Here is an 18,748-nt window from a genome sequence, read left to right as displayed (position 1 = left end):
GCGCGCTGAGCTCAGGCCAGCGCGGCCAGAGCCTGCTTGACCTGCGACAGCGACGGGTTGGTCGCCGTCGAGCCGTCGCGGAACTTGATGGTCGGCACGACGTGGTTGCCGTTGTTCACGCTGCCGACGAATTCGGCCGAAGCGGGGTCGTCCTCGATGTCGATCACGGTGTAGGTGATGCCCGCCTCGTCGAGCTGGGTCTTGAGGCGACGGCAGTAGCCGCACCAGGTGGTCGAGTACATCGTCAGATCAGTGGTTGCTTCAGTCACGGGATGTGCAACGTCGGAGGTGGGCGTGGTGTTCCTGGCCCGGTTGCACGACAAGTAGTAAGCGCGCATACTTTATTCATGATTCTCGCCGAGGCTTCCGCCGAGACCGTTGCCGCGCCCGCCACGCTGTTCGCTATCTGGGGTGAGATGGAGAGCTGGCCCGAATGGAACGCCGACACCGCCTGGGTCCGCCTGGACGGCCCTTTCGCGCAGGGTGTGACGGGCAAGCTCAAGCCCAAGGGCGGCCCGGCGGTGCGGTTCGAGGTCGCCAAGCTCACCGCGACCGAGTTCGACGACGTCTCGCGCCTGCTCGGGGCGAGGCTGACCTTCGCGCACACCGTCACCCCGGTCGCCGACGGCCGGGTGTCGGTCGGCGTGCGGGTGGAGCTGACCGGGCCGTTGCGGCCGCTGTGGAACCTGATCCTCGGCACCGACATCGCGAAGTCGGTCCGGCCCGACCTGGCCGCGCTGATCGCGCGCGCCGAGGCCAGGGACGCCGCGACCGCGGGCCGCGCGTGAGCGAGGGCCTGCGCACCGAATTCGGCGACGCGCAGGAAAGCCCCGGCCTGCTGCTGTGGCAGGTGACCAACCGCTGGCAGGCGGCGCAGCGGGCCGCCCTGGCGCCGTTCGACCTCACCCATGTGCAGTTCGTGCTGCTCGCCTCGCTGACCTACCTCGGGCACCGCGGCGCGGAACCGGTGATGCAGCGTGAGCTGGCCGAACACGCCGCCACCGACCCGATGATGACCTCGCAGGTGCTGCGCGCGCTGGAACAGAAGGGCCTGATCGAGCGGCGCGAGCACCCGCACGACCGCAGGGCAAGGGCCCTGGTGGCCACCGCCGACGGCGTAGCGCTGGCGAACCGCGCCGTCGTGGCCGTGGAGGCGTGCGACCGGACGTTCTTCGGGCCGCTGGGCGCCGGCGTCGGTGGCTTCGCCCGCGCGCTGTGCTCGCTGCGCGACGGCGCGCCGTAAGCCCAGGTCGGCGGCCGTCGGGTCCGGTTGTCGGCGGGCGCTGTCATGATGGTGCCCGTGCCAGCACTCGATCTCACCGCCCTCGACCCGGAACAGGCCGCCGCGGTGCGGGCGCCACGGGGTCCGGTGTGCGTGCTAGCCGGTGCGGGCACCGGCAAGACCAGGACGATCACCCACCGCATCGCGCACCTGATCGCGGGCGGGCACGTCAAGGCCGACCAGGTGCTGGCGGTGACCTTCACCGCCAGGGCGGCGGGGGAGATGCGCAACCGGCTGCGCTCGATGGGGCTCGGTGGCGAGGCTGGGCAGGTCCAGGCCCGCACCTTCCACGCCGCGGCGCTGCGGCAGCTGCGGTACTTCTGGCCGCAGGTCGTCGGTGACGTGCCCTGGCGGCTGCTCGACAGCAAGTTCCCGGTGGTGTCGCAGGCCGCGCACCGGGCGGGCCTGGGCACCTCGACCGAACTGATCCGCGACCTGCTCAGCGAGATCGAATGGGCCAAGGCGTCGCTGATCGCGCCGGAGGACTATCCCGCCGCCGCGGCCAGGCACCACCGGGACGCGCCAGTAGAGGTGACCAGGGTGGCCCAGGTCTACGCGGGCTACGAATCGATGAAGACCTCCGCCGACGGCCTGCTGCTCGACTTCGACGACCTGCTGCTGCACACCGCCGCCGCGCTCGAGGACTATCCGGCCGTCGCCGACGAATTCCGTGGGCGCTACCGCAGTTTCGTGGTCGACGAATACCAGGACGTCACCCCGCTGCAGCAGCGGGTGCTCGACGCCTGGCTCGGCGAACGCGACGACCTCACCGTCGTCGGCGACGCCAACCAGACCATCTACTCCTTCACCGGCGCCACCCCGAACTACCTGCTCGACTTCTCCCGCCGCTTCCCCGACGCCACCGTCATCCGGCTCGAACGCGACTACCGCTCCACCCCGCAGGTGGTGTCGCTGGCCAACCGGGTGATCGGCGCCGCGCGCGGCCGGATCGCCGGGACCAGACTCGCGCTGATCGGCCAGCGGCCCGACGGGCCCGAACCCGAGTTCGCCGAATACCCCGACGTGCCCGCCGAAGCGGCGGCCGTGGCGGGCCGGATCAAGAAGCTGATCGCCGCGGGCACCCCCGCCGCCGAGATCGCCGTGCTGTACCGGATCAACGCCCAGTCCGAACCGTTCGAGCAGGCACTCAACGCCCGTGACATCCCCTTCCAGGTGCGCGGCGGCGAGGGCTTCTTCCAGCGGCAGGAGGTGCGCCAGGCGGTGCAGGCGCTGCGCCAGGCCGACGCGCGCGACGACCTGCCCGACGAATCGCGCAGCGGCGCCGAGCTGATCACGCTGGTGCGCGCCGTGCTCGCCCCGGTCGGGCTCACCGCCGAGGAACCGGCGGGCGCTCAGGCCAAGGAACGCTGGTCCTCGCTGCTGGCGCTCGTGCAGCTCACCGAGGAACTGGTCGGCCACGACGAGGAGATCGACCTCACCGGACTGCTGCGCGAGCTCGCGACCAGGGCCGAGGCCAAGCACCCGCCGACCGTCGACGGCGTCACCCTGGCCTCGCTGCACGCGGCCAAGGGCCTGGAATGGGACGCGGTGTTCCTGGTCGGCGTCGCCGACGGCACGCTGCCGATCCAGCACGTCCTCGGAGACGACGGCAGCCCGTCCGATCAGGCGGCGCTGGAAGAGGAGCGCAGGCTGCTCTATGTCGGTGTCACCCGGGCGCGCGAACATCTCGCCGTGTCCTGGGCGCTGGCGCGGACCGAGGGCGGCAGGCGGGTGCGCAGGCGCTCACGGTTCCTCAACGGCCTGGTCCCCGACGACTCGCCCGCCTCCCGGATCGCCGCCACCGCGACCGGTCCGAAGGACACCGACGGCAAGCGCCCGCTGTGCCGGGTCTGCGCGAAACCGCTGATCGGCACCTACGCCACCATGCTCGGCCGGTGCCGCCGCTGCCCGGCCGAACTCGACCCGCAGCTGCTGGACGCGCTGAAGGAGTGGCGGGCGGAGAAGGCCGAGGTCCTGCGGGTGCGCGACTTCGTCGTCTTCACCGACACGACGCTCACCGCGATCGCCGAGCAGCTGCCCGCCGACGACGCGGCGCTGGGCGCGATCGCGGGCATCGGCCCGAAGAAGATCGAGCAGTACGGCGCGGACGTGCTCGCCATCGTCGCGTCCCGAATGCGGGCCACGACACAAAACCGCAGGTAGAAAATAGGTTGTTCGGTTCTCGATCATTGCCTATGGTGGAGAACACGCACCGAGAGTGATCTCGGCGCGGGTTTCTATCAGCACACGAGTTCAGGAGGGAGGCAGTCAGATGAACAGCAACACCACGTTCGACGCGATGGGCAATCGCGTCCTGGTGAACGCGTCCATGGTGTCCGCCTCCCGGGGGGTCCTCGCTCTGCAGGGGACCGGTCTGTCCGGCGTCGATACCACCGCTGTGCCGATGACTGTCGTCCATCAGCACACCCCGATTCGTCTCCAGGACAAGCCCAGCGTGGGTTGGCAGCCGACGGCCATCGAGGCCCCGGCAGCACCGGCCGTCGATTTCGGATACGCACCCGAATTCGCCGGCGCAATCCGCCTCCGTGTCCACCCAGCGACCGTGATCAGGTCTCGGCAGAGATGTCGAACTAGGTAGGGAAACTCCTCCCAGACCTCCTGGCCACGGATCGCGAGAAGCGAAATCCGTGGCCATTTTCTTTCGGCTCCTCAGCCGTTGGCACCGGGTTCGCACACCGAACGAACAACCGCTGCAAACGAGCTGAAGGAGAACGACGTGTTCACCGCCCAGGAATGGCCGACGGCCACTGCTGACGTGACATGCCGAACCGTGGCGTCCCTGCCCTGCCGGGCCGGAAACCCTGATCTGTGGTTCGCCGAGAGCCCGAACGACCTCGAGCAGGCCAAGCAACTGTGCGCGTCCTGCCCGATCCGCAAGGGCTGCCTGACCGCGGCCATCGACCGCGCCGAGCCGTGGGGTGTCTGGGGTGGCGAGATCTTCGACCAGGGTGTCGTGATCGCCCGCAAGCGCCCGCGTGGCCGTCCGCGCAAGGTCGCGATCCCGGCATGAACCCCGGAAAAGGCCTGTACCGCAAACGAACCGCTCACCGAGTCCTGGTGAGCGGTTCGTTTGTCTTTCGCGGTTGTTCGGGTGCGGGCCGGGGCTAGGACGCGCGTTCGGCGCGGAAACCGGGGACCCAGGTGCGGACCAGGTTCATGAAACCGAGTTCCGCGTCGAGCTGGGCCAGGATGCCGACGGAACCGCCGAGCACCCGGAAGATCGTCAGGTATTCGGCCGGAAGCTGGAGGGCGCGTGCGGTTTTCATCTCGGGGCTGGTGAACTCCGAGGCTTTGCCCGCGACCCGCTGCATCCAGGAGCGGGTGAAGTGGAAGGTGTCGGTGCGGATCGGGTCGCTGAACGGGCGCAGGTACGCCTCGATCTCCTCGTGGGTGACCGTGCGGCCCGGGATCACCCAGCCGTGCTCGTAGAGCAGTTCGGTGAGCTCGGCGTGGTCCTCCGCGACGGCCAGGGCCAGCATCCGGCCCAGGACCTCGGGGAACCCGTCCGGCATCGGCGCGCAGGCGCCGAAATCGAGCACGGCGAGCCTGCCGTCGGTGAGCACGAGGAAATTGCCGGGGTGTGGGTCGCCGTGCAGCAGGCCGACCCGCTCCGGGGAGGAGAAGTGGAAGGTGCCCATCAGTTCGGCGATCCGGTTGCGCTGCGTCCGTGTGCCGTCCGGGTCGGCCGCGCCCGCGGCGATGAGCGCCGAGACCGGGGTGCCGTCGAGCCATTCGGTGACGATCACCTTCGGGGCACCCGCGACCACCCGCGGCACCACGATCTGCGCGTGGCCGTCGAAGGCGGCGGCGAAGCGGCGCTGGTTGGCGGCCTCGATGCGGTAGTCGAGCTCCTCCTCGGTGCGTTCGGTGATCTCGGCGAGCAGCGGCTTGACATCGGCGCCGGGGATCACCGAGGACAGCAGACCGGTCATCCGCGACAGGGTCTTGAGATCGGCGCGCAGCGCCTCGTCGGCGCCGGGGTACTGCACCTTCACCGCGACCGCGCGTCCGTCCGACCACACCGCCCGGTGCACCTGGCCGATGCTGGCCGAGGCGGCCGGGGTGTCGTCGAAGGACTGGAAGCGCTCGCGCCATTTGGTGCCGAGCTGCTGGTCCAACACCCGGTGCACCGTCTCGGCGGGCATCGGCGGCGCGGCGGCCTGCAGCTTGGTGAGTGCCTCGCGGTAGTGCTCGCCGAACTCCTCCGGGACCGCGGCCTCCATCACGCTCAGCGCCTGGCCGAACTTCATCGCGCCGCCCTTGAGCTCGCCGAGCACGGTGAACAGCTGTTCGGCGGCCTTCTGGTTCAGCGTGGCGTTGATCTGCTGCTTGTCACCCCCGACCAGCTTCTTGCCGAAACCGACGGCGGCTCGTCCGGCAATACCGAGCGGAATCTTGGCCAACTTGGCATTGCGGCTGGAACTGCGGCGCACGATCTCGGACACGCTACCCATCATGGCCGAACTTGCCGCTGGTGTGCCATAAGAATGCTCACACCGTGCGGTGTGAGTACTCACCGGCCCGCGTCCGATTCCGGTGTGGCCATGGTGCGGCAGCCGCAGTCGGGATGCGGTGGCCAGGGGCGTCGGTGCACCTCGTGGGTGTCGAGGTTCAGCTCCATCGTGGCGTCGAGGGTGCCCGGGTCCTGGCGGGGTGAACAGGCGACGATCGTCTCCAGCTCGCCCAGTGCCAGCGCGGTGGTGGCGGCGATCCCGGCCGGTGAGGCGTGCCCGGTGCGGCCGAGCAGCTGGGCGGCCAGGTGCGGCCAGTCGGCGTCGAACCCGGTGCGGGTGAGATCGGCGCAGCGCAGGCAACTGGTCCGGCCCGGCAGGACCAGCGGGCCGACCACGCCGATGCCGTCGCGGATCCGGACCTGCAGGTGCGGTACCCGGCGCAGCACCAGGTCCACCGACAGGCGCGGGTCGACCATCAGCGCGTCGGTGAGGACCACCAGGTTGCACCCCGCCCCGACCGCGGTGCCCGGCCGGTACTCCCGGGATCGGGCCGGCCGGATGCCCATGCGCCGCAAACCGATCGTCACCGCGTCCGACAGTGGTCCGAGCCCGTGCACGGCGACACCGCGCACCGTGCCCTGTTTGCGCTCCGGTTGCAGCAGCAGCCCGGCCTCGTCGATCGCGCTGACCAGGGCGACGGTACGCGCGGGCGCGATACCGAATTCGCCCGCCCGCCAGACGATCTGGGGCAGCGACTGCAAGCCGTCGAGCAGGCGAAGGAAGGCCAGGACGGTGCCGGTGTCGAGTTCGGTGGTCTCGAGCAGCAGCGCTCGTTCCGGGTCCCACCCCAGCTGCACGGTCCCGGAGGGCCGAACCAGGGTGATCACCCGCGGGTGCAACATCGGTCCGCGCAGTGGCGTCGTGGTCGTCATGGCGCAAGTATCGGCTCGCGCCGACGGCCGACCGGGCGTGGAAAGCCTGGTTATCCACAGGTTTTCGGCGTGTCGCGAATATGGAATCAGCCTGTGGACAACTCGCGTCCCGCAGGTCGCGACGGGGTTTCCCGGAGCGCGACACTCCGGAAAGCGTGTCGCGCCACCACGATTCGCAGATTTTCCGCGGTCGTGGTGGCGCGAGAGCTCAGATCAGGACTGATCGGCGTCGGGATCGGTCTTGCCGCGCTCGGCCTCGTCGCGCTCGCGGGCCTCGGTCTCGGCCAGCTGGGCCAGCGGATCGTCGAAAGCGCCGGTGCCGCCGCCGAGTACGGAGTCGATGAATCCGGCGGGGGAGTCGAGGTCGCTGGAGTCGGGGAGCAGGTCGGGGTGCGCCCACACGCCGTCGCGGCGTTCCATGCCCGCGTCGGTGGTGAGGCGCCGCCACAGCGCCGCGGCCTCGCGGACTTTGCGCGGGCGCAGCTCCAGGCCGACCAGGGTGGCGAAGGTCTGCTCGGCGGGCCCGCCGGTGGCGCGGCGGCGGCGCAGCGTCTCCGAGAGCGCGCCCGCGCCGGGCAGCCGCTCGCCGACGGCGTCGGTGACCACCACGTCGACCCAGCCCTCGATCAGCGCGAGCAGGGTTTCCAGGCGCTCGAGTGCCTGCTTCTGCTCGGGCGTGGTCTGCGGCTCGAAGGTGCCCTGCGACAGCAGTTCCTCGAGCTTGGACGGGTCGCTCAGCGACATCGGGTCGATGTTCTGCGCGGCTTCCTCCAGCGCGGAGAAGTCCATCTTGATGCCGCGCGCGTAGTCCTCGACGGCGCCGAGCACCTGCGGGCGCAGCCACGGCACGTGCGCGAACAGCCGCTGGTGGGCGGCCTCCCTGGCCGCCAGGAAGACCATGATCTCGCTCTCGGGCTGCTCGAGCCCCTCGCTGAACGCCGAGATCGCGGTCGGCAGCAGCGCGGCGGTACCGGCCGGGCCGAGCGGCAGGCCGATGTCGGTGGAGGTCAGCACCTCCTTGGCCAGCTGACCGAGCGCCTGACCGAGCTGGGAGCCGAACGCCAGCCCGCCCATCTGCCCGAGCATGCCGACCATCGGCCCGGCGAACTGCTTGGCCTCCTCCGGCAGCTGCGCGGTCCACATGCCCGAGATCTGCTCGGCCACCGGGTCGCACAGGCGCTTCCAGGTGGGCAGGGTCTCTTCGATCCAGTCGTTGGCCGTCCAGGCGACGGTCCTGGTCGCGCCGGCGGGCAGCGTGGTGGCGCCGTCGAGCCACAGCTCGGCCAGGTGCGCCGCGTCGGTCACCGCGGAGGTCGTCTTCGCCGTGATCGGCGTGACGGTGGCGCCCAGCTGCTGGCGGGCCAGCCGCTTGGCCACGTCGTAGTTGACCGGCCCGGCCTGCGCACCGCCGGGGCCCGCCTGGCCCATGCCGCTGATCATCTGCCCGAGCTGGGTCAGCATCTGCCCCAGCTGCGACGGGTCGAAACCGCCCGCGCCCGCAGCTGCGAACCCGAACGGATCGTTTCCGCCGGGGCCGTTCGCCTCGTCGCGCCGCTTGCCGGACTCGTCGTCGTCGCGGTTCGAGAAGCCGAAGGGGAGATCGCTCATACCTCATACGTTACGCGGACACCAGGGGGCCACGGTGTTCGCGCATCGCGAAATCGATCCGGCCGCACACCCGGTAAAAGCGTGCCACTGCCGTCGGTGGCGGCCGGTGATCACTACTGTGGTCGGAGTGAATCGTCGGATCCTCACCCTGATCGTGGCCCTGGTACCCGTGCTCGTGCTCGGTGTGGTCGGCAGCGTGGTCACCGTGCCGTTCGTCGCGCTCGGGCCGGGGCCGACCTTCGACACCCTCGGCGAGGTCGACGGCAAGCAGGTGGTGGACGTCACGGGCGCACCCCTGGATCCGACGAGCGGGCACCTCAATATGACGACGGTCTCGGTCCGCGACGGGCTGAACCTGTTCGAGGCGTTCGGCTTCTGGGTCAGCGGCGAGCACGGCCTTGTCCCGCGCGCCGAGGTCTACCCGCCCGGTGTGTCGCGCGAGGAGGTCGACAAGTCCAACCAGCAGGACTTCAAGGACTCCGAGAGCAACGCCGAGGTCGCCGCGCTGCACTACCTGAAGCTGCCGACGGTCGTGCTGGTGCGCGGACTCGGCGAGAACGGCCCGGCCAAGGACGTGCTGCAGGTCGGCGACGAGCTGATCAGCATCGACGGCACGCCGATCACCACGCCCAAGGACGTCATCGACCTGGTCTCCACCAAGGGGCCGGGCACCACCATCACCGTCGTCTACCGCCGTGGCGACGCGCAGCAGACCACGCCGATCACCCTCGCGCCCCGCCCCGACGACTCGACCAAGGGCTACCTCGGCATCACGCCCGGTGAGGGCGGTCGTCCGCCGCTGCAGGTCGAGTTCAACCTCGCCGATATCGGTGGGCCGTCGGCCGGCCTGATGTTCAGCCTGGCCCTGATCGACAAGCTCTCGCCCGGTGAACTCAACGGCGGCCGGTTCGTCGCCGGGACCGGCACCATCGACCAGGAGGGCAAGGTCGGTCCGATCGGCGGCATCCAGTACAAGATGATCGCCGCCCGCGAGGCGGGTGCCGAGACCTTTCTGGTCCCGGCCGACAACTGCAACGAGGCCAGGCAGCGGGCGCCGGAGGGGCTGCGCCTGGTGCGGGTCGACACGCTCGACAGCGCGGTGACCTCGCTGGCCGACATCGACGCAGGCCGCGAGGCCGTCAGCTGCGGCTGATCACTCCAGCGTGTGGTGCAGGGCCTCGACCAGGCCCGGTGCCAGATTCGGGTACGTGCGCAGGTCGAGATCGCCGAAGCCGTCGTCGTCCTCGGGGCGGATCTGCAGCAGGCACAGCGACGTGCCCTGGCGCAGCACACCGGCGATGAGCCGGGCGTCGCGGCGACCGGGGTGGGCGTGCGCCGCGGCGCGCCCGGCCGCGTCGGCGGCGTCGTCGTCGGCGAGCAGCGGGACGAGCGCTTCGTCGAGATCGCTCTCGGCGTCCGGCGGGAGCACCACGATCTCCTGGACGAGCACGCAGCCCTCGACGGCGGGCGGCCAGGTGGTGGTCGCGAGGAATTCGTCGAGCGCCATCGACCCGCCGGTGATGTCGTCGGGGAAGGCTTCCTGCGCGATGGGGGTGAGCTCGCTGCCGTCGTCGAGCTGATCCTCGAGGTCGGGTTCGGCCGCGACCAGGTCGGCGGTCGGCACCAGGGCGAACATCTGCGGCGGGTTACCCCAGCCCTCGGCGTCGGCGAACTCGACGACCTCGCGCACACAGCGGGCGAGGACGACTTCGGCGTGCTGGTCATCGGTCACCCGCCCATCCAATCATTTTCGGCCCAGACGCTTGCACGGTGTCCGATTTCCGTAGAGTGGGCGCCAACGGTCCGGCAACGGACCATCCGCAACATCGGACTGCGGTGCTGCGCCGATCACCGGCGTGGTAGCCGCCGGACCCTTGGAGAGTGGCACCGTGGGCATGCGGCCCCCCACCGGTTTACCTTCGTTGTCCCGACGCAGCCGGGTGCTGCTGGTGACAGCAGTCGTCCTCGCGGCGCTGCTGCTGCTCGGGCCACGGCTCACCGACGCCTACACCAACTGGCTGTGGTTCGGTGAGGTCGGCTACCGCAGCGTGTACCTGGGTGTGCTGCGCACGCGGTTGATCCTGTTCGTCGTGGTCGCGGTGTTCGTCGGCCTCGTGGTGTGGGCCGCGCTGCTGCTGGCCTACCGGTCACGGCCGGTGTTCGTGCCCGTCGCCGGGCCCAACGATCCGATCGCGCGCTACCGCACCACCGTGATGGGCAGGCTGCGGCTGTTCGGCGTCGGCATCCCGGTGCTGCTCGGTCTGCTGTCGGGCCTGGTCGCGCAGTCGAATTGGGCGACCGTGCAGCTGTTCCTGCACGGCGGTGAGTTCGGCCAGCAGGACCCGCAGTTCCATCTCGACATCGGCTTCTACACCTTCGATCTGCCGTTCTACCGGATGGTGCTGAACTGGCTGTTCGTCGCCGTGGTGATCGCCTTCTTCGCGAACCTGGTGACCCACTACGTGTTCGGCGGGCTGCGGCTGGCCGGGCGTGAGGGCACGCTGACCAGGGCCGCGCGCGTGCAGCTCGCCGTCATCGCCGGAATCTTCGTGCTGCTCAAGGCGGTCGCGTACTGGTTCGACCGCTACGACCTGCTGTCGAGCACCCGCAAGGAGCCGACCTTCGGCGGCCCGTCGTACACCGACATCAACGCGGTGCTGCCCGCCAAGCTGATCCTGCTCTCGATCGCGGTGATCTGCGCGATCGCGTTCTTCGCCGGCATCGTGCTGCGTGATCTGCGGGTGCCCGCGATGGCGGCCGCCCTGCTGGTGCTCTCCTCGATCCTGGTCGGCGCGGTGTGGCCGATGGTGGTCGAGCAGTTCTCGGTGCGCCCGAACGCCGCCGACAAGGAGAGCCCCTATATCGAGCGCAACATCCTGGCGACGCGCCAGGCGTACGGCATCACCGACGACAAGGTCGAATATCAGGACTATCAGGGCGAGAGCAAGAAGAGCCCGCTCGAGGTGCCCGCGGACGCGGCGACCATCGGCAACGCCCGGCTGCTCGACCCGAACATCCTCTCGCCCACCTTCACCCAGCTGCAGCAGCGGAAGAACTTCTACGGCTTCCCCGAGTCGCTCGACATCGACCGCTACACCCTCGGCGGCGACACCCAGGACTACATCGTCGCCGCGCGCGAGCTGCATCCGGAAGCGCTCTCGGGCAACCAGAAGGACTGGATCAACCAGCACACCGTCTACACCCACGGCAACGGCTTCGTCGCCGCGCCCGCCAACCGGGTGAACAAGCCGCAGTCCGACGCGCCGAGCGTGGTCGGCGGCAGCGACTCCGGCTATCCGCTGTTCATGGTGAGCGACCTGTTCACCAAGGTGGACGACCAGCAGATCAAGGTCGACCAGCCGCGCATCTACTACGGCGAGCTGATCGCCCAGTCCGATCCCGACTACGCCATCGTCGGCGCCGCCGACGGCCAGGCGCCGCGTGAGTACGACTCCGACCAGGCCTCCTACACCTATGAGGGCAGCGGCGGCGTGCCGATCGGCAACTGGTTCAACCGCCTGGCCTTCGCGGCCAAGTACGCCGAGCGCAACATCCTGTTCTCCTCGGCGATCAGCGACGACTCCAAGATCCTGTTCAACCGCGGTCCGCGCGAGCGGGTGCAGAAGGTCGCGCCGTGGCTGACCACCGACGGCAATGCCTACCCGGCGGTCATCGACAAGCGCATCGTCTGGATCGTCGACGCGTACACCACGCTGGACAAGTACCCCTACGCCCAGCCGACCTCGCTCGACGGCGCGGTCGAGGACAGCATCGATAAGAAGACCGGGCGCGTCATCCCGCGCAAGGAGGTCAGCTACATCCGCAACTCGGTGAAGGCCACCGTCGACGCCTACGACGGCACCGTCACCCTGTACGAGACCGACACCACCGACCCGGTCCTCAAGGCCTGGCGCGGAGTGTTCCCGAACGCGGTGAAGCCGCAGAGCGACATCTCGCCGGAGCTGCGGGCGCACTTCCGCTACCCGGAGGACCTGTTCAAGGTCCAGCGCGACATGCTCACCAAGTACCACGTGGACAACCCGCGCGAGTTCTTCACCAACAACGCGTTCTGGTCGGTTCCCAGCGATCCCACGATCGAGGGCGGCACCTTCAACCAGCCGCCGTACTACGTGCTGCTGGGTGATCCGAAGACGAACAAGCCGGTGTTCAACCTGACCTCGGCGATGGTCGGCTACAACCGGCAGTTCCTGTCGGCCTACATCTCGGTGCGCTCCGACCCCGACGGGTACGGCAAGTTCACCGTGTTGCAGCTGCCGGTGGAGACGCAGACCCAGGGTCCGCAGCAGACGCAGAACTCGATGACCACCGCCGACGCGGTGTCGCGGGAGAAGACCCTGCTGTCGAACTCCAACAAGATCCGCTACGGCAATCTGCTCACGCTGCCGGTGGCCGACGGCGGCATCCTCTACGTGGAGCCGTTCTACAACGAACGCAACACCGGGTCATCGACGTTCCCGCAGCTGCTGCGCGTGCTGGTGAGCTACCGCGACGCGGCGGGCAGCGTGAAGGTCGGCTACGCGGCGACGCTGGCCGAGGCGCTGAACCAGGTCATGCCGGGTGCCGGCGCGCTGGCGACGCCGTTCGGTGGCGATCCGGCGGTCAAGCCGAAGCCGGGCGTCACCCCGCCGGTCGACCAGGGCACCACCACGCCGCCGAACGGCAGCACGACCCCGCCCGCCGGGACAACCACCCCGCCGGGGTCGACCGCCCAGGAGGCCGCGGCCGCCGAGCTCAGCCGCAAGATCGAGGCGGTCCGCACGGCGATGCGGACGGGCAACTTCACCGATTTCGGTAGGGCGCTCGAGGAACTGGACGCCGCGGTGAAGGCGTACCAGGACGCCGGCGGCCGGTAGCCGACGGTACGACTGCACAAGAAAGGCCCCGCCGGACGGCGGGGCCTTTCTCGTGCAGGGGGAACGGTGGATCAGCCGCCGATCGAGGCGATCAGCGGGGCACTGGCGTTGAGCAGGTCCTGGTACTGACCCGCGACGCCGTACTGCTCGGCCAGGGCCTGACCAGCGGCCTTGGCCTGGTCGACGGCGGACTGTACCTCGGTATCGGTCTGCGCGGGCAGCTCGACGGCGGGCTCCTCGACCACGGCGGGCTCGGGCTCGGAGGTGCCGGCCTGCAGGTAGCGGCCGCAGTGCGGCCACGCGCCGACACCCTGGCTGGCGAGCACGTTCTCCGCGACGCGGATCTGCTCTTCCTTGCTGGCGTTGTGCGCCGACCCCTGGCCACCGTTGGCGGCCCAGGTGCTCTGCGAGAACTGCAGGCCACCGTAGTAGCCGTTACCGGTGTTGATACCCCAGTTGCCACCGCTCTCGCACTGCGCGACACCGTCCCAGTTGTGGGTCGCGGCGGAGGCGGTGCCGGTGGCCAGGCTGAACGGAACGGCAACCAGGGCGCCGGTGATGGCGGCGACGCCAAGGGCACGGGTGCGGAATTTCCGGGTCTCAGTCATGGGGGAGACGCTAACCAAGAAATCCATGACGATCACATCTTGATAACGAGACAATTGTATGAATGAAATAGCCGTCTTACCAATGTTTACGCTGCATAGCGCGGGGGAATGCCTAGATCCCGGTCGGTCTGTTATTGGTCCGTTATGTGCGTGAGATCACGTCGAAATAGTGACCCCCGTCACGGGAATTCGGCCCGCCGTGCCGGGTGGCGCGTGGGTATGACGCCGGTCACACCTCTGGGTTCCGCGTCGCTCCGGCCGTTGCCGAAGATCGCGGGCAACTCCCCGAAAACCGGCACTGACCTGACGATTTGGCATCCGAGCTAACCCGTGTGTAATGTTGTATTCACCGACGCGGGGTGGAGCAGCTCGGTAGCTCGCTGGGCTCATAACCCAGAGGTCGCAGGTTCAAATCCTGTCCCCGCTACAAAGAAAAGGCCCGGAACCATCAGGTTCCGGGCCTTTTGCGTTGCCTGCGGGGGCTGGTCGCGCATCGGTCGATCCCGGCCTTCTAGGCGTGCGGTCTCGGTGCGGCCGGGGTGCTCTCGCGCGGCGGCGCCGGGCGGGGGTGATGCGGCGATGCGCCGACTCGGCAGGACAATTTGCCCGATTCCGCCCATGCTGGACGGGTGACCAACTAGCTTGGGCGCCAACGTTCACTGGGCAGTATCGGGGTTCCGCCATGGCAGACAGATCGACATCCCTTCGCACTCGCGTCGGCGAGCTGCTCCGCTCGCGCCGGGCTGCGGGACCGCTGCGCGTGCTCGTCGTGCTGTTCCTGGTGGTGCCGACGCTGATCTCGGCGGTCTACATGTGGATCATGTGGGACCCGGAGCTGTATCTGAAGCAGATCCCGGTGGCCGTCGCCAGCGACGACGTCGGCGGCGTCTCCGACGGCAAGGCCCAGAACATGGGTACCGAGATCCTCGATACCCTGGTGTCCGGCGGCGAGCTGAAGTTCCATCGGGTCAGCAGCGCCGAAGCCGTGCAGGGCCTGCGCGAGAGCCGCTACGCCTTCTCCGTCGTCATCCCCGCGGACTTCACCCGCAATGTGCTGAGCGTGACCGACCCCGTGCCGCAGCGTGCCCGAATCGCGGTCTGGTACAACGATTTCAACGGAACCCTCGGTCCCGCCGTCGCCAACAGCGTGATCGCCGACGCCCGGCACCAGATCGCCGCCACCATCGGCCGCGGCTACGCCTCGCAGGTCCTGGTCGGCGTCAACAGTCTGGGCGCGGGCATCGGTGAGGCGTCGCAGGGCGCGACGCAGCTGGCGCAGGGCACCGCCCAGCTCGCCGACGGCTCCGGCCAACTCTCGGCCGGTCTCGACGAGGCCGCCCTCGGCGCGTCCCAGCTGGTGGCTGGCGCCCGCGAACTCCACGCGGGCACCGTGCAACTCGCCGGCGGTGCCGACGAATTGGTGACCGGCACCGACCAGCTCGGCACCGGCGCGACCCAGATCCGCGACGGCGTCGACCAGATCATCACGCCCCTGCTCGACGCTCTCGCGCCCGCCGGACAACTCGCGACCCAGCTGAACCCGCTGCTCGACGAGCTGAGCAGGAACGCCGACCCGGCCCTGGCCGACGCCGCTGTCCAGCTGAAGGACCTGCTCGGGCAGGTCGGCCCCACCGACCCCGATTCGCTGGTCGGCCAGCTCGCCCAATTGCGCGACGGCACCGCGGAACTGGCTCGCCAGCTGACCGACCCCACGGCCGAATACCGCGCCGGTGTCCTGGCCCTCGCCGACGGCTCCGGACAACTCCGCGACGGCGCGGGCCAACTCGGCGCAGGCGCCGCCGAACTCTCCACCGGCCTCGGTCAGCTCGCCGCCGGTGGCCGTGAACTCCGCGACGGCGCCACCCAGCTGGACGACGGTGCGGCACAGCTCGACAGCGGGCTCCGCGACGGCGCCACCGCCGCCCCGCACATCACCGACCCCACCGCCTCCGCGGACGTGATCGCCCAGCCCGTCGCCATGGATGTCCGCAACCAGGAGCCGAGCCAGCTGGTACGCGGCGGTGACCGCAGCACCAAGGAGATCGCCGGCGGCGCGGGCCCCGTCCTGGTGGTCATGGGGGCGTTCCTGGCCGCCATCGTGCTCTGGATGCTGGTGCGCCCGTGGCGTGGCGCCGCGAGCGGGACCACGCTGTGGCGGCGCACCGCCGTACCGCTGCTGCGCGGCTCCGCGGTCGGCGTGGTCGGCGTCGTCGTCCTGACCGCGCTGGCCGCCGGCTACGGCAGTTCGGCGGGCTGGTCGCCCGAGCAGTGGCCGGTCATGGCGGCCGTGATCGTCCTGGTCGGCGCGGTGGCCGCGGTCACCACGCAGCTGTTCATCGTGGTGTTCGGCCGCGTCACGGGCTCGATCGCCGCCTTCGCCTTCTACATGTTCCAGATCTTCGCCTTCGGCGGGGTTTTCCCCGCGGGCACGACCCCGCCCGCGTTCCGTCCCTTCACCGACATCGCCCCGATGACCTTCGCCCGCCGTGTCGTCATCCGCGCCGACATCGCCCTCTACGACACCATGTTCTGGGCCTCGATCGCCGTCCTGATCGCCATGCTCGTGACGGCCTTCGCCGCGATGCTGGTCGCCCGCCACCTCGCCACCACCTCCGCGACCTCCGCCCCGCGGCCCGCCCCGGCGTGACGTCCTCCCGCGTTGCCCGCTCAGGAGCGCCGGAGGACGACCTGGAAGCCCTCGGTGGTGCTCAGCGTGAACTCACCGGTGTTCGAGGTGGCGACGACATTGGCGGCGCGATCGGCGCCGGTGATGCGCTCGACGACGGCGCGCACCCCCGCGGGCATGGCGTTCCAGTCGGACTCGGGGGATTGCAGCAGACCGTGATAGGTGCGTGGCGTCGCGGACAGGCCCTCGGGCTGCCAACCGAAGCGCGGGGTGCTCGCGAGGAACAGGCTCAGGTCGGTGCAGGCGTTGTCGGCCGTGCAGACGCGGACCGGCATCACATCGTCGGCGTAGTCGTAGTCGCGCAGGCCCATCGTCCAGCCGGCCGGATCACGGTAGTCGTAGTCGACGCCGGTCGCGCCGACCATCGTCAGGGCTGACGTGTCGCCGGGACGATTGTCGAGCACCTCGGCGGTCAGCGGACGGTCGTTGACGGTGAAGGACCAGTCGCCGGCCTCGACGGGCTTGTGCCAGAAGCCGGTCCGGCCGCCGTGGCGCCCCTCCACGCGCAGCTCCCGCTGCTCGGACCGGCCGCCCGTGGTGTGGATGCTGATCGTCGAGGTGATCTCGCCCGGGATCTTGGGCTGACGCACCCACGCGGGCGACGGCAGATGGATGCCGGTGTACTGCGGGAAGAACGGGCGCAGGAACTCGAACTGGCCGACCCAGGCGTCGAAGTTGGTCGGCGCCTCGGCGAGATCGGGCTTGTCGCCATAGGTATAGGAAAAGAACAGGGTGTCGGCGCCGGAGATGTCGAAGTCCCAGAGCCGGGTGTACATGTCGCCGTACTCGTTGATCAGAAAGGTCGTCGAGCCCGAGGCGCTGAGATTGATCGACTGGAAACGCCCGTCGAGTGGACCGGGCAGCTCGTAGCTGTAGTCGTCGGCGAACTCGGGATCGCTGATCTTCAGCGGATCGCTGCCGGGCAGCCAGGGATCGAGGATGACGATCCGGTTGCCCTCCGGCGAGAGGACGAACACCGTCGTCACCCCGGCGCCGCCGACCGGCTGCTGCTTGCCCGTCGGATCGGTCCAGAAGCCCTGCTGCCGGAACGGGATCAGCTGCACGTACTCCGGGTCGAGCCAGGACAGGCTCCACGCCCTGGACGCGGGCCGGACCCTCGTCCCGGTCGGGTCCAGCCAGATCGGGGACCCGAATCGTGCCGTCCACCACCACAGTTCGGGCGTCTGGTCGGCCGACTCCAGCGTGAACACCCGCCCGCCCGGCACCAGCGCGACCAACCTGCTCCGATCCACCGAGATCGCCGAGATCTGCCCGCGCAGGCAGTTCGGCAGTGGCGCTGTCCGCCAGCCGGATTCGCCCACCGCAGCCTTCAGGTAGAGGTTGCCGTCGAGCAGCGCGAACTGCCAGGCCTCGTTGAAACCGGTCCGCGGCGTCCGCAACTCGACGCGGGCGGGGAGCCGATCGACGATGCCCGCGGGCGCGAACGGCATCGTCAGCAAACCGATCCCGACGGAGGGGAAGTGCATCGGTAGCGGCCAAGCTCCCGCCCGGCCGGGCAGGGTGAGCGCCGCGCAGCTGAGCCCCTCGGGCAGGACGCCGAACGGCCACCACTCGTCGGCCACGGCGGGACTGCTCGTGGCGACGGTCGCCGCGGTCAGTGCTGCCGCGACCAGTCCGGACCAGGCTCGACGCATCAGTGATCACACCTTCCATCCATCGGGCACGAAGCCCGGAATACGCAGGGCAATGCGACATCGAGAGGGCGGTGGGGCCCCGGCGGAGCACGAGCGCGATCGGCGGGGTCGATGCGGGGTTGACGCGCGACCGGCGCGGAACGGTCGAACGGTACCAGCACCGGGCAACATCCCAGCCACCGAACACTGCGAAGCGGCCAGGAACGTGGGAAGCTTTGTGAGTAATCAGCACGATGAATGGGAAGAAACCGGACGGTTGACAAGCTCGAGATACCCCAAATACTGTGCAGTTCAATGAGTCCTGTTCTGCCGTTCGAACCTTTCGAGAGGGATCGCCGCGCCGGTTCGCCCGGTCGAGACGCCCTCAGACCCGCGCCTCTGGCCGCCGGAATGGCGACGTAGCGCGTCAGCTTTCCGGCCGAACGGCTGACTCCCGCCGCGCCCGGCCCGCCCCGACTGCGCGGCTACGGCTATCCGCGGACGATATTCCGCACCCCTCTGCTCGACCGCATCGAGATTCGTTGTGTTGACGCACGAATCGTCTGAGTCGTCGACCTCATCAGTCAGCACTACGAATCGATGGTGACATGACCAGCTCCGCGCTCTGGTAACCCCGACATTCACTCGG

The 18,748-nt window shown here is 69.5% G+C and carries 15 protein-coding genes and 1 tRNA gene; 9 read left to right on the top strand and 7 right to left on the bottom strand.

Annotation, left to right across the window (positions count from 1 at the left end; all coding sequences use genetic code 11):
• Nucleotides 1–11 precede the first annotated feature (11 nt).
• Nucleotides 12–242 (bottom strand): mycoredoxin, encoded by a 231-nt coding sequence (locus AB0L91_RS04940; RefSeq protein WP_189027531.1) that lies wholly within the window; start codon nucleotides 240–242, stop codon nucleotides 12–14.
• 105 nt (nucleotides 243–347) lie between these two features.
• Here AB0L91_RS04940 and AB0L91_RS04935 point away from each other — a divergent pair, with 105 nt between their 5' ends.
• From AB0L91_RS04935 to AB0L91_RS04915, 5 genes are all read left to right on the top strand, one after another.
• On the top strand, nucleotides 348–788 hold the full coding sequence (locus AB0L91_RS04935; RefSeq protein ID WP_365007300.1) for an SRPBCC family protein: 441 nt from the start codon (nucleotides 348–350) through the stop codon (nucleotides 786–788).
• Complete coding sequence (locus AB0L91_RS04930) at nucleotides 785–1,243, top strand: MarR family winged helix-turn-helix transcriptional regulator (protein WP_365007299.1); 459 nt, start codon at nucleotides 785–787, stop codon at nucleotides 1,241–1,243. The genes AB0L91_RS04935 and AB0L91_RS04930 overlap by 4 nt, the downstream gene beginning before the upstream one ends.
• 45 nt (nucleotides 1,244–1,288) lie before the next feature.
• Nucleotides 1,289–3,445 carry an ATP-dependent DNA helicase UvrD2 gene (locus tag AB0L91_RS04925; RefSeq protein WP_355280760.1) on the top strand — a complete coding sequence of 719 codons (2,157 nt, stop codon included), beginning with the start codon at nucleotides 1,289–1,291 and terminating at the stop codon, nucleotides 3,443–3,445.
• A gap of 109 nt (nucleotides 3,446–3,554) precedes the next feature.
• The gene (locus AB0L91_RS04920; protein WP_365007298.1) at nucleotides 3,555–3,881 is read left to right on the top strand and encodes a hypothetical protein; all 327 of its coding nucleotides are present in this window, start codon (nucleotides 3,555–3,557) and stop codon (nucleotides 3,879–3,881) included.
• A 177-nt stretch (nucleotides 3,882–4,058) separates the two neighbouring features.
• Entirely contained in the window at nucleotides 4,059–4,313 is a 255-nt protein-coding gene (locus AB0L91_RS04915; RefSeq protein ID WP_189027533.1) for a WhiB family transcriptional regulator, read from the top strand.
• A 94-nt stretch (nucleotides 4,314–4,407) separates the two neighbouring features.
• Here the strand turns inward: AB0L91_RS04915 and AB0L91_RS04910 are convergent, their stop codons facing one another.
• The 3 genes from AB0L91_RS04910 to AB0L91_RS04900 all read right to left on the bottom strand — a co-directional run bounded on the left by AB0L91_RS04910 (nucleotide 4,408) and on the right by AB0L91_RS04900 (nucleotide 8,297).
• A complete protein-coding gene (locus tag AB0L91_RS04910; protein WP_365007297.1) occupies nucleotides 4,408–5,760 on the bottom strand; it encodes an AarF/UbiB family protein in 1,353 nt (450 codons plus the stop codon).
• 56 nt (nucleotides 5,761–5,816) lie between these two features.
• On the bottom strand, nucleotides 5,817–6,689 hold the full coding sequence (locus AB0L91_RS04905) for a TOMM precursor leader peptide-binding protein (RefSeq protein ID WP_365007296.1): 873 nt from the start codon (nucleotides 6,687–6,689) through the stop codon (nucleotides 5,817–5,819).
• Nucleotides 6,690–6,902: 213 nt separating this feature from the next.
• The gene (locus tag AB0L91_RS04900; protein WP_365007295.1) at nucleotides 6,903–8,297 is read right to left on the bottom strand and encodes a zinc-dependent metalloprotease; all 1,395 of its coding nucleotides are present in this window, start codon (nucleotides 8,295–8,297) and stop codon (nucleotides 6,903–6,905) included.
• A gap of 127 nt (nucleotides 8,298–8,424) precedes the next feature.
• On the opposite strand from AB0L91_RS04900, the gene AB0L91_RS04895 reads away from it, so the two are divergent.
• The gene (locus tag AB0L91_RS04895) at nucleotides 8,425–9,450 is read left to right on the top strand and encodes a PDZ domain-containing protein (RefSeq protein WP_365007294.1); all 1,026 of its coding nucleotides are present in this window, start codon (nucleotides 8,425–8,427) and stop codon (nucleotides 9,448–9,450) included.
• On the opposite strand, the gene AB0L91_RS04890 is transcribed toward AB0L91_RS04895, so the two are convergent.
• Nucleotides 9,451–10,029, bottom strand: a complete 579-nt coding sequence (locus AB0L91_RS04890) for a PPA1309 family protein (RefSeq protein WP_355280770.1) — start codon at nucleotides 10,027–10,029, stop codon at nucleotides 9,451–9,453. It lies immediately after the preceding gene.
• 157 nt (nucleotides 10,030–10,186) lie between these two features.
• Here AB0L91_RS04890 and AB0L91_RS04885 point away from each other — a divergent pair, with 157 nt between their 5' ends.
• Nucleotides 10,187–13,171: a UPF0182 family protein gene (locus AB0L91_RS04885; protein WP_365007293.1), complete on the top strand. Its 2,985-nt coding sequence runs from the start codon at nucleotides 10,187–10,189 to the stop codon at nucleotides 13,169–13,171.
• A 71-nt stretch (nucleotides 13,172–13,242) separates the two neighbouring features.
• On the opposite strand, the gene AB0L91_RS04880 is transcribed toward AB0L91_RS04885, so the two are convergent.
• The gene (locus AB0L91_RS04880) at nucleotides 13,243–13,779 is read right to left on the bottom strand and encodes a transglycosylase family protein (RefSeq protein ID WP_365007292.1); all 537 of its coding nucleotides are present in this window, start codon (nucleotides 13,777–13,779) and stop codon (nucleotides 13,243–13,245) included.
• Between the two features lie 353 nt (nucleotides 13,780–14,132).
• Between AB0L91_RS04880 and AB0L91_RS04875 the strand changes: the two genes are divergently transcribed.
• Nucleotides 14,133–14,206 (top strand) — tRNA-Met (locus AB0L91_RS04875).
• A gap of 255 nt (nucleotides 14,207–14,461) precedes the next feature.
• Nucleotides 14,462–16,426, top strand: a complete 1,965-nt coding sequence (locus AB0L91_RS04870; RefSeq protein WP_365007291.1) for a YhgE/Pip family protein — start codon at nucleotides 14,462–14,464, stop codon at nucleotides 16,424–16,426.
• 20 nt (nucleotides 16,427–16,446) lie between these two features.
• Here the strand turns inward: AB0L91_RS04870 and AB0L91_RS04865 are convergent, their stop codons facing one another.
• On the bottom strand, nucleotides 16,447–18,120 hold the full coding sequence (locus AB0L91_RS04865) for a hypothetical protein (protein WP_365007290.1): 1,674 nt from the start codon (nucleotides 18,118–18,120) through the stop codon (nucleotides 16,447–16,449).
• Nucleotides 18,121–18,748 lie beyond the last annotated feature (628 nt).

The organism is Nocardia sp. NPDC051833 (genome assembly GCF_040681225.1).
Classification (GTDB): Bacteria; Actinomycetota; Actinomycetes; order Mycobacteriales; family Mycobacteriaceae; genus Nocardia.
This window is presented reverse-complemented; position numbering and strand designations above follow the sequence as displayed.

Coding starts and splice junctions, on each gene's coding strand:
- AB0L91_RS04920 (WP_365007298.1), top strand. CDS start 3,555: ATGAACAGCAACACCACGTTCGACGCGATGGGCAATCGCGTCCTGGTG.
- AB0L91_RS04865 (WP_365007290.1), bottom strand. CDS start 18,120: ATGCGTCGAGCCTGGTCCGGACTGGTCGCGGCAGCACTGACCGCGGCG.
- AB0L91_RS04870 (WP_365007291.1), top strand. CDS start 14,462: ATGGCAGACAGATCGACATCCCTTCGCACTCGCGTCGGCGAGCTGCTC.
- AB0L91_RS04925 (WP_355280760.1), top strand. CDS start 1,289: ATGATGGTGCCCGTGCCAGCACTCGATCTCACCGCCCTCGACCCGGAA.
- AB0L91_RS04935 (WP_365007300.1), top strand. CDS start 348: ATGATTCTCGCCGAGGCTTCCGCCGAGACCGTTGCCGCGCCCGCCACG.
- AB0L91_RS04905 (WP_365007296.1), bottom strand. CDS start 6,689: ATGACGACCACGACGCCACTGCGCGGACCGATGTTGCACCCGCGGGTG.
- AB0L91_RS04880 (WP_365007292.1), bottom strand. CDS start 13,779: ATGACTGAGACCCGGAAATTCCGCACCCGTGCCCTTGGCGTCGCCGCC.
- AB0L91_RS04900 (WP_365007295.1), bottom strand. CDS start 8,297: ATGAGCGATCTCCCCTTCGGCTTCTCGAACCGCGACGACGACGAGTCC.
- AB0L91_RS04940 (WP_189027531.1), bottom strand. CDS start 242: ATGTACTCGACCACCTGGTGCGGCTACTGCCGTCGCCTCAAGACCCAG.
- AB0L91_RS04910 (WP_365007297.1), bottom strand. CDS start 5,760: ATGATGGGTAGCGTGTCCGAGATCGTGCGCCGCAGTTCCAGCCGCAAT.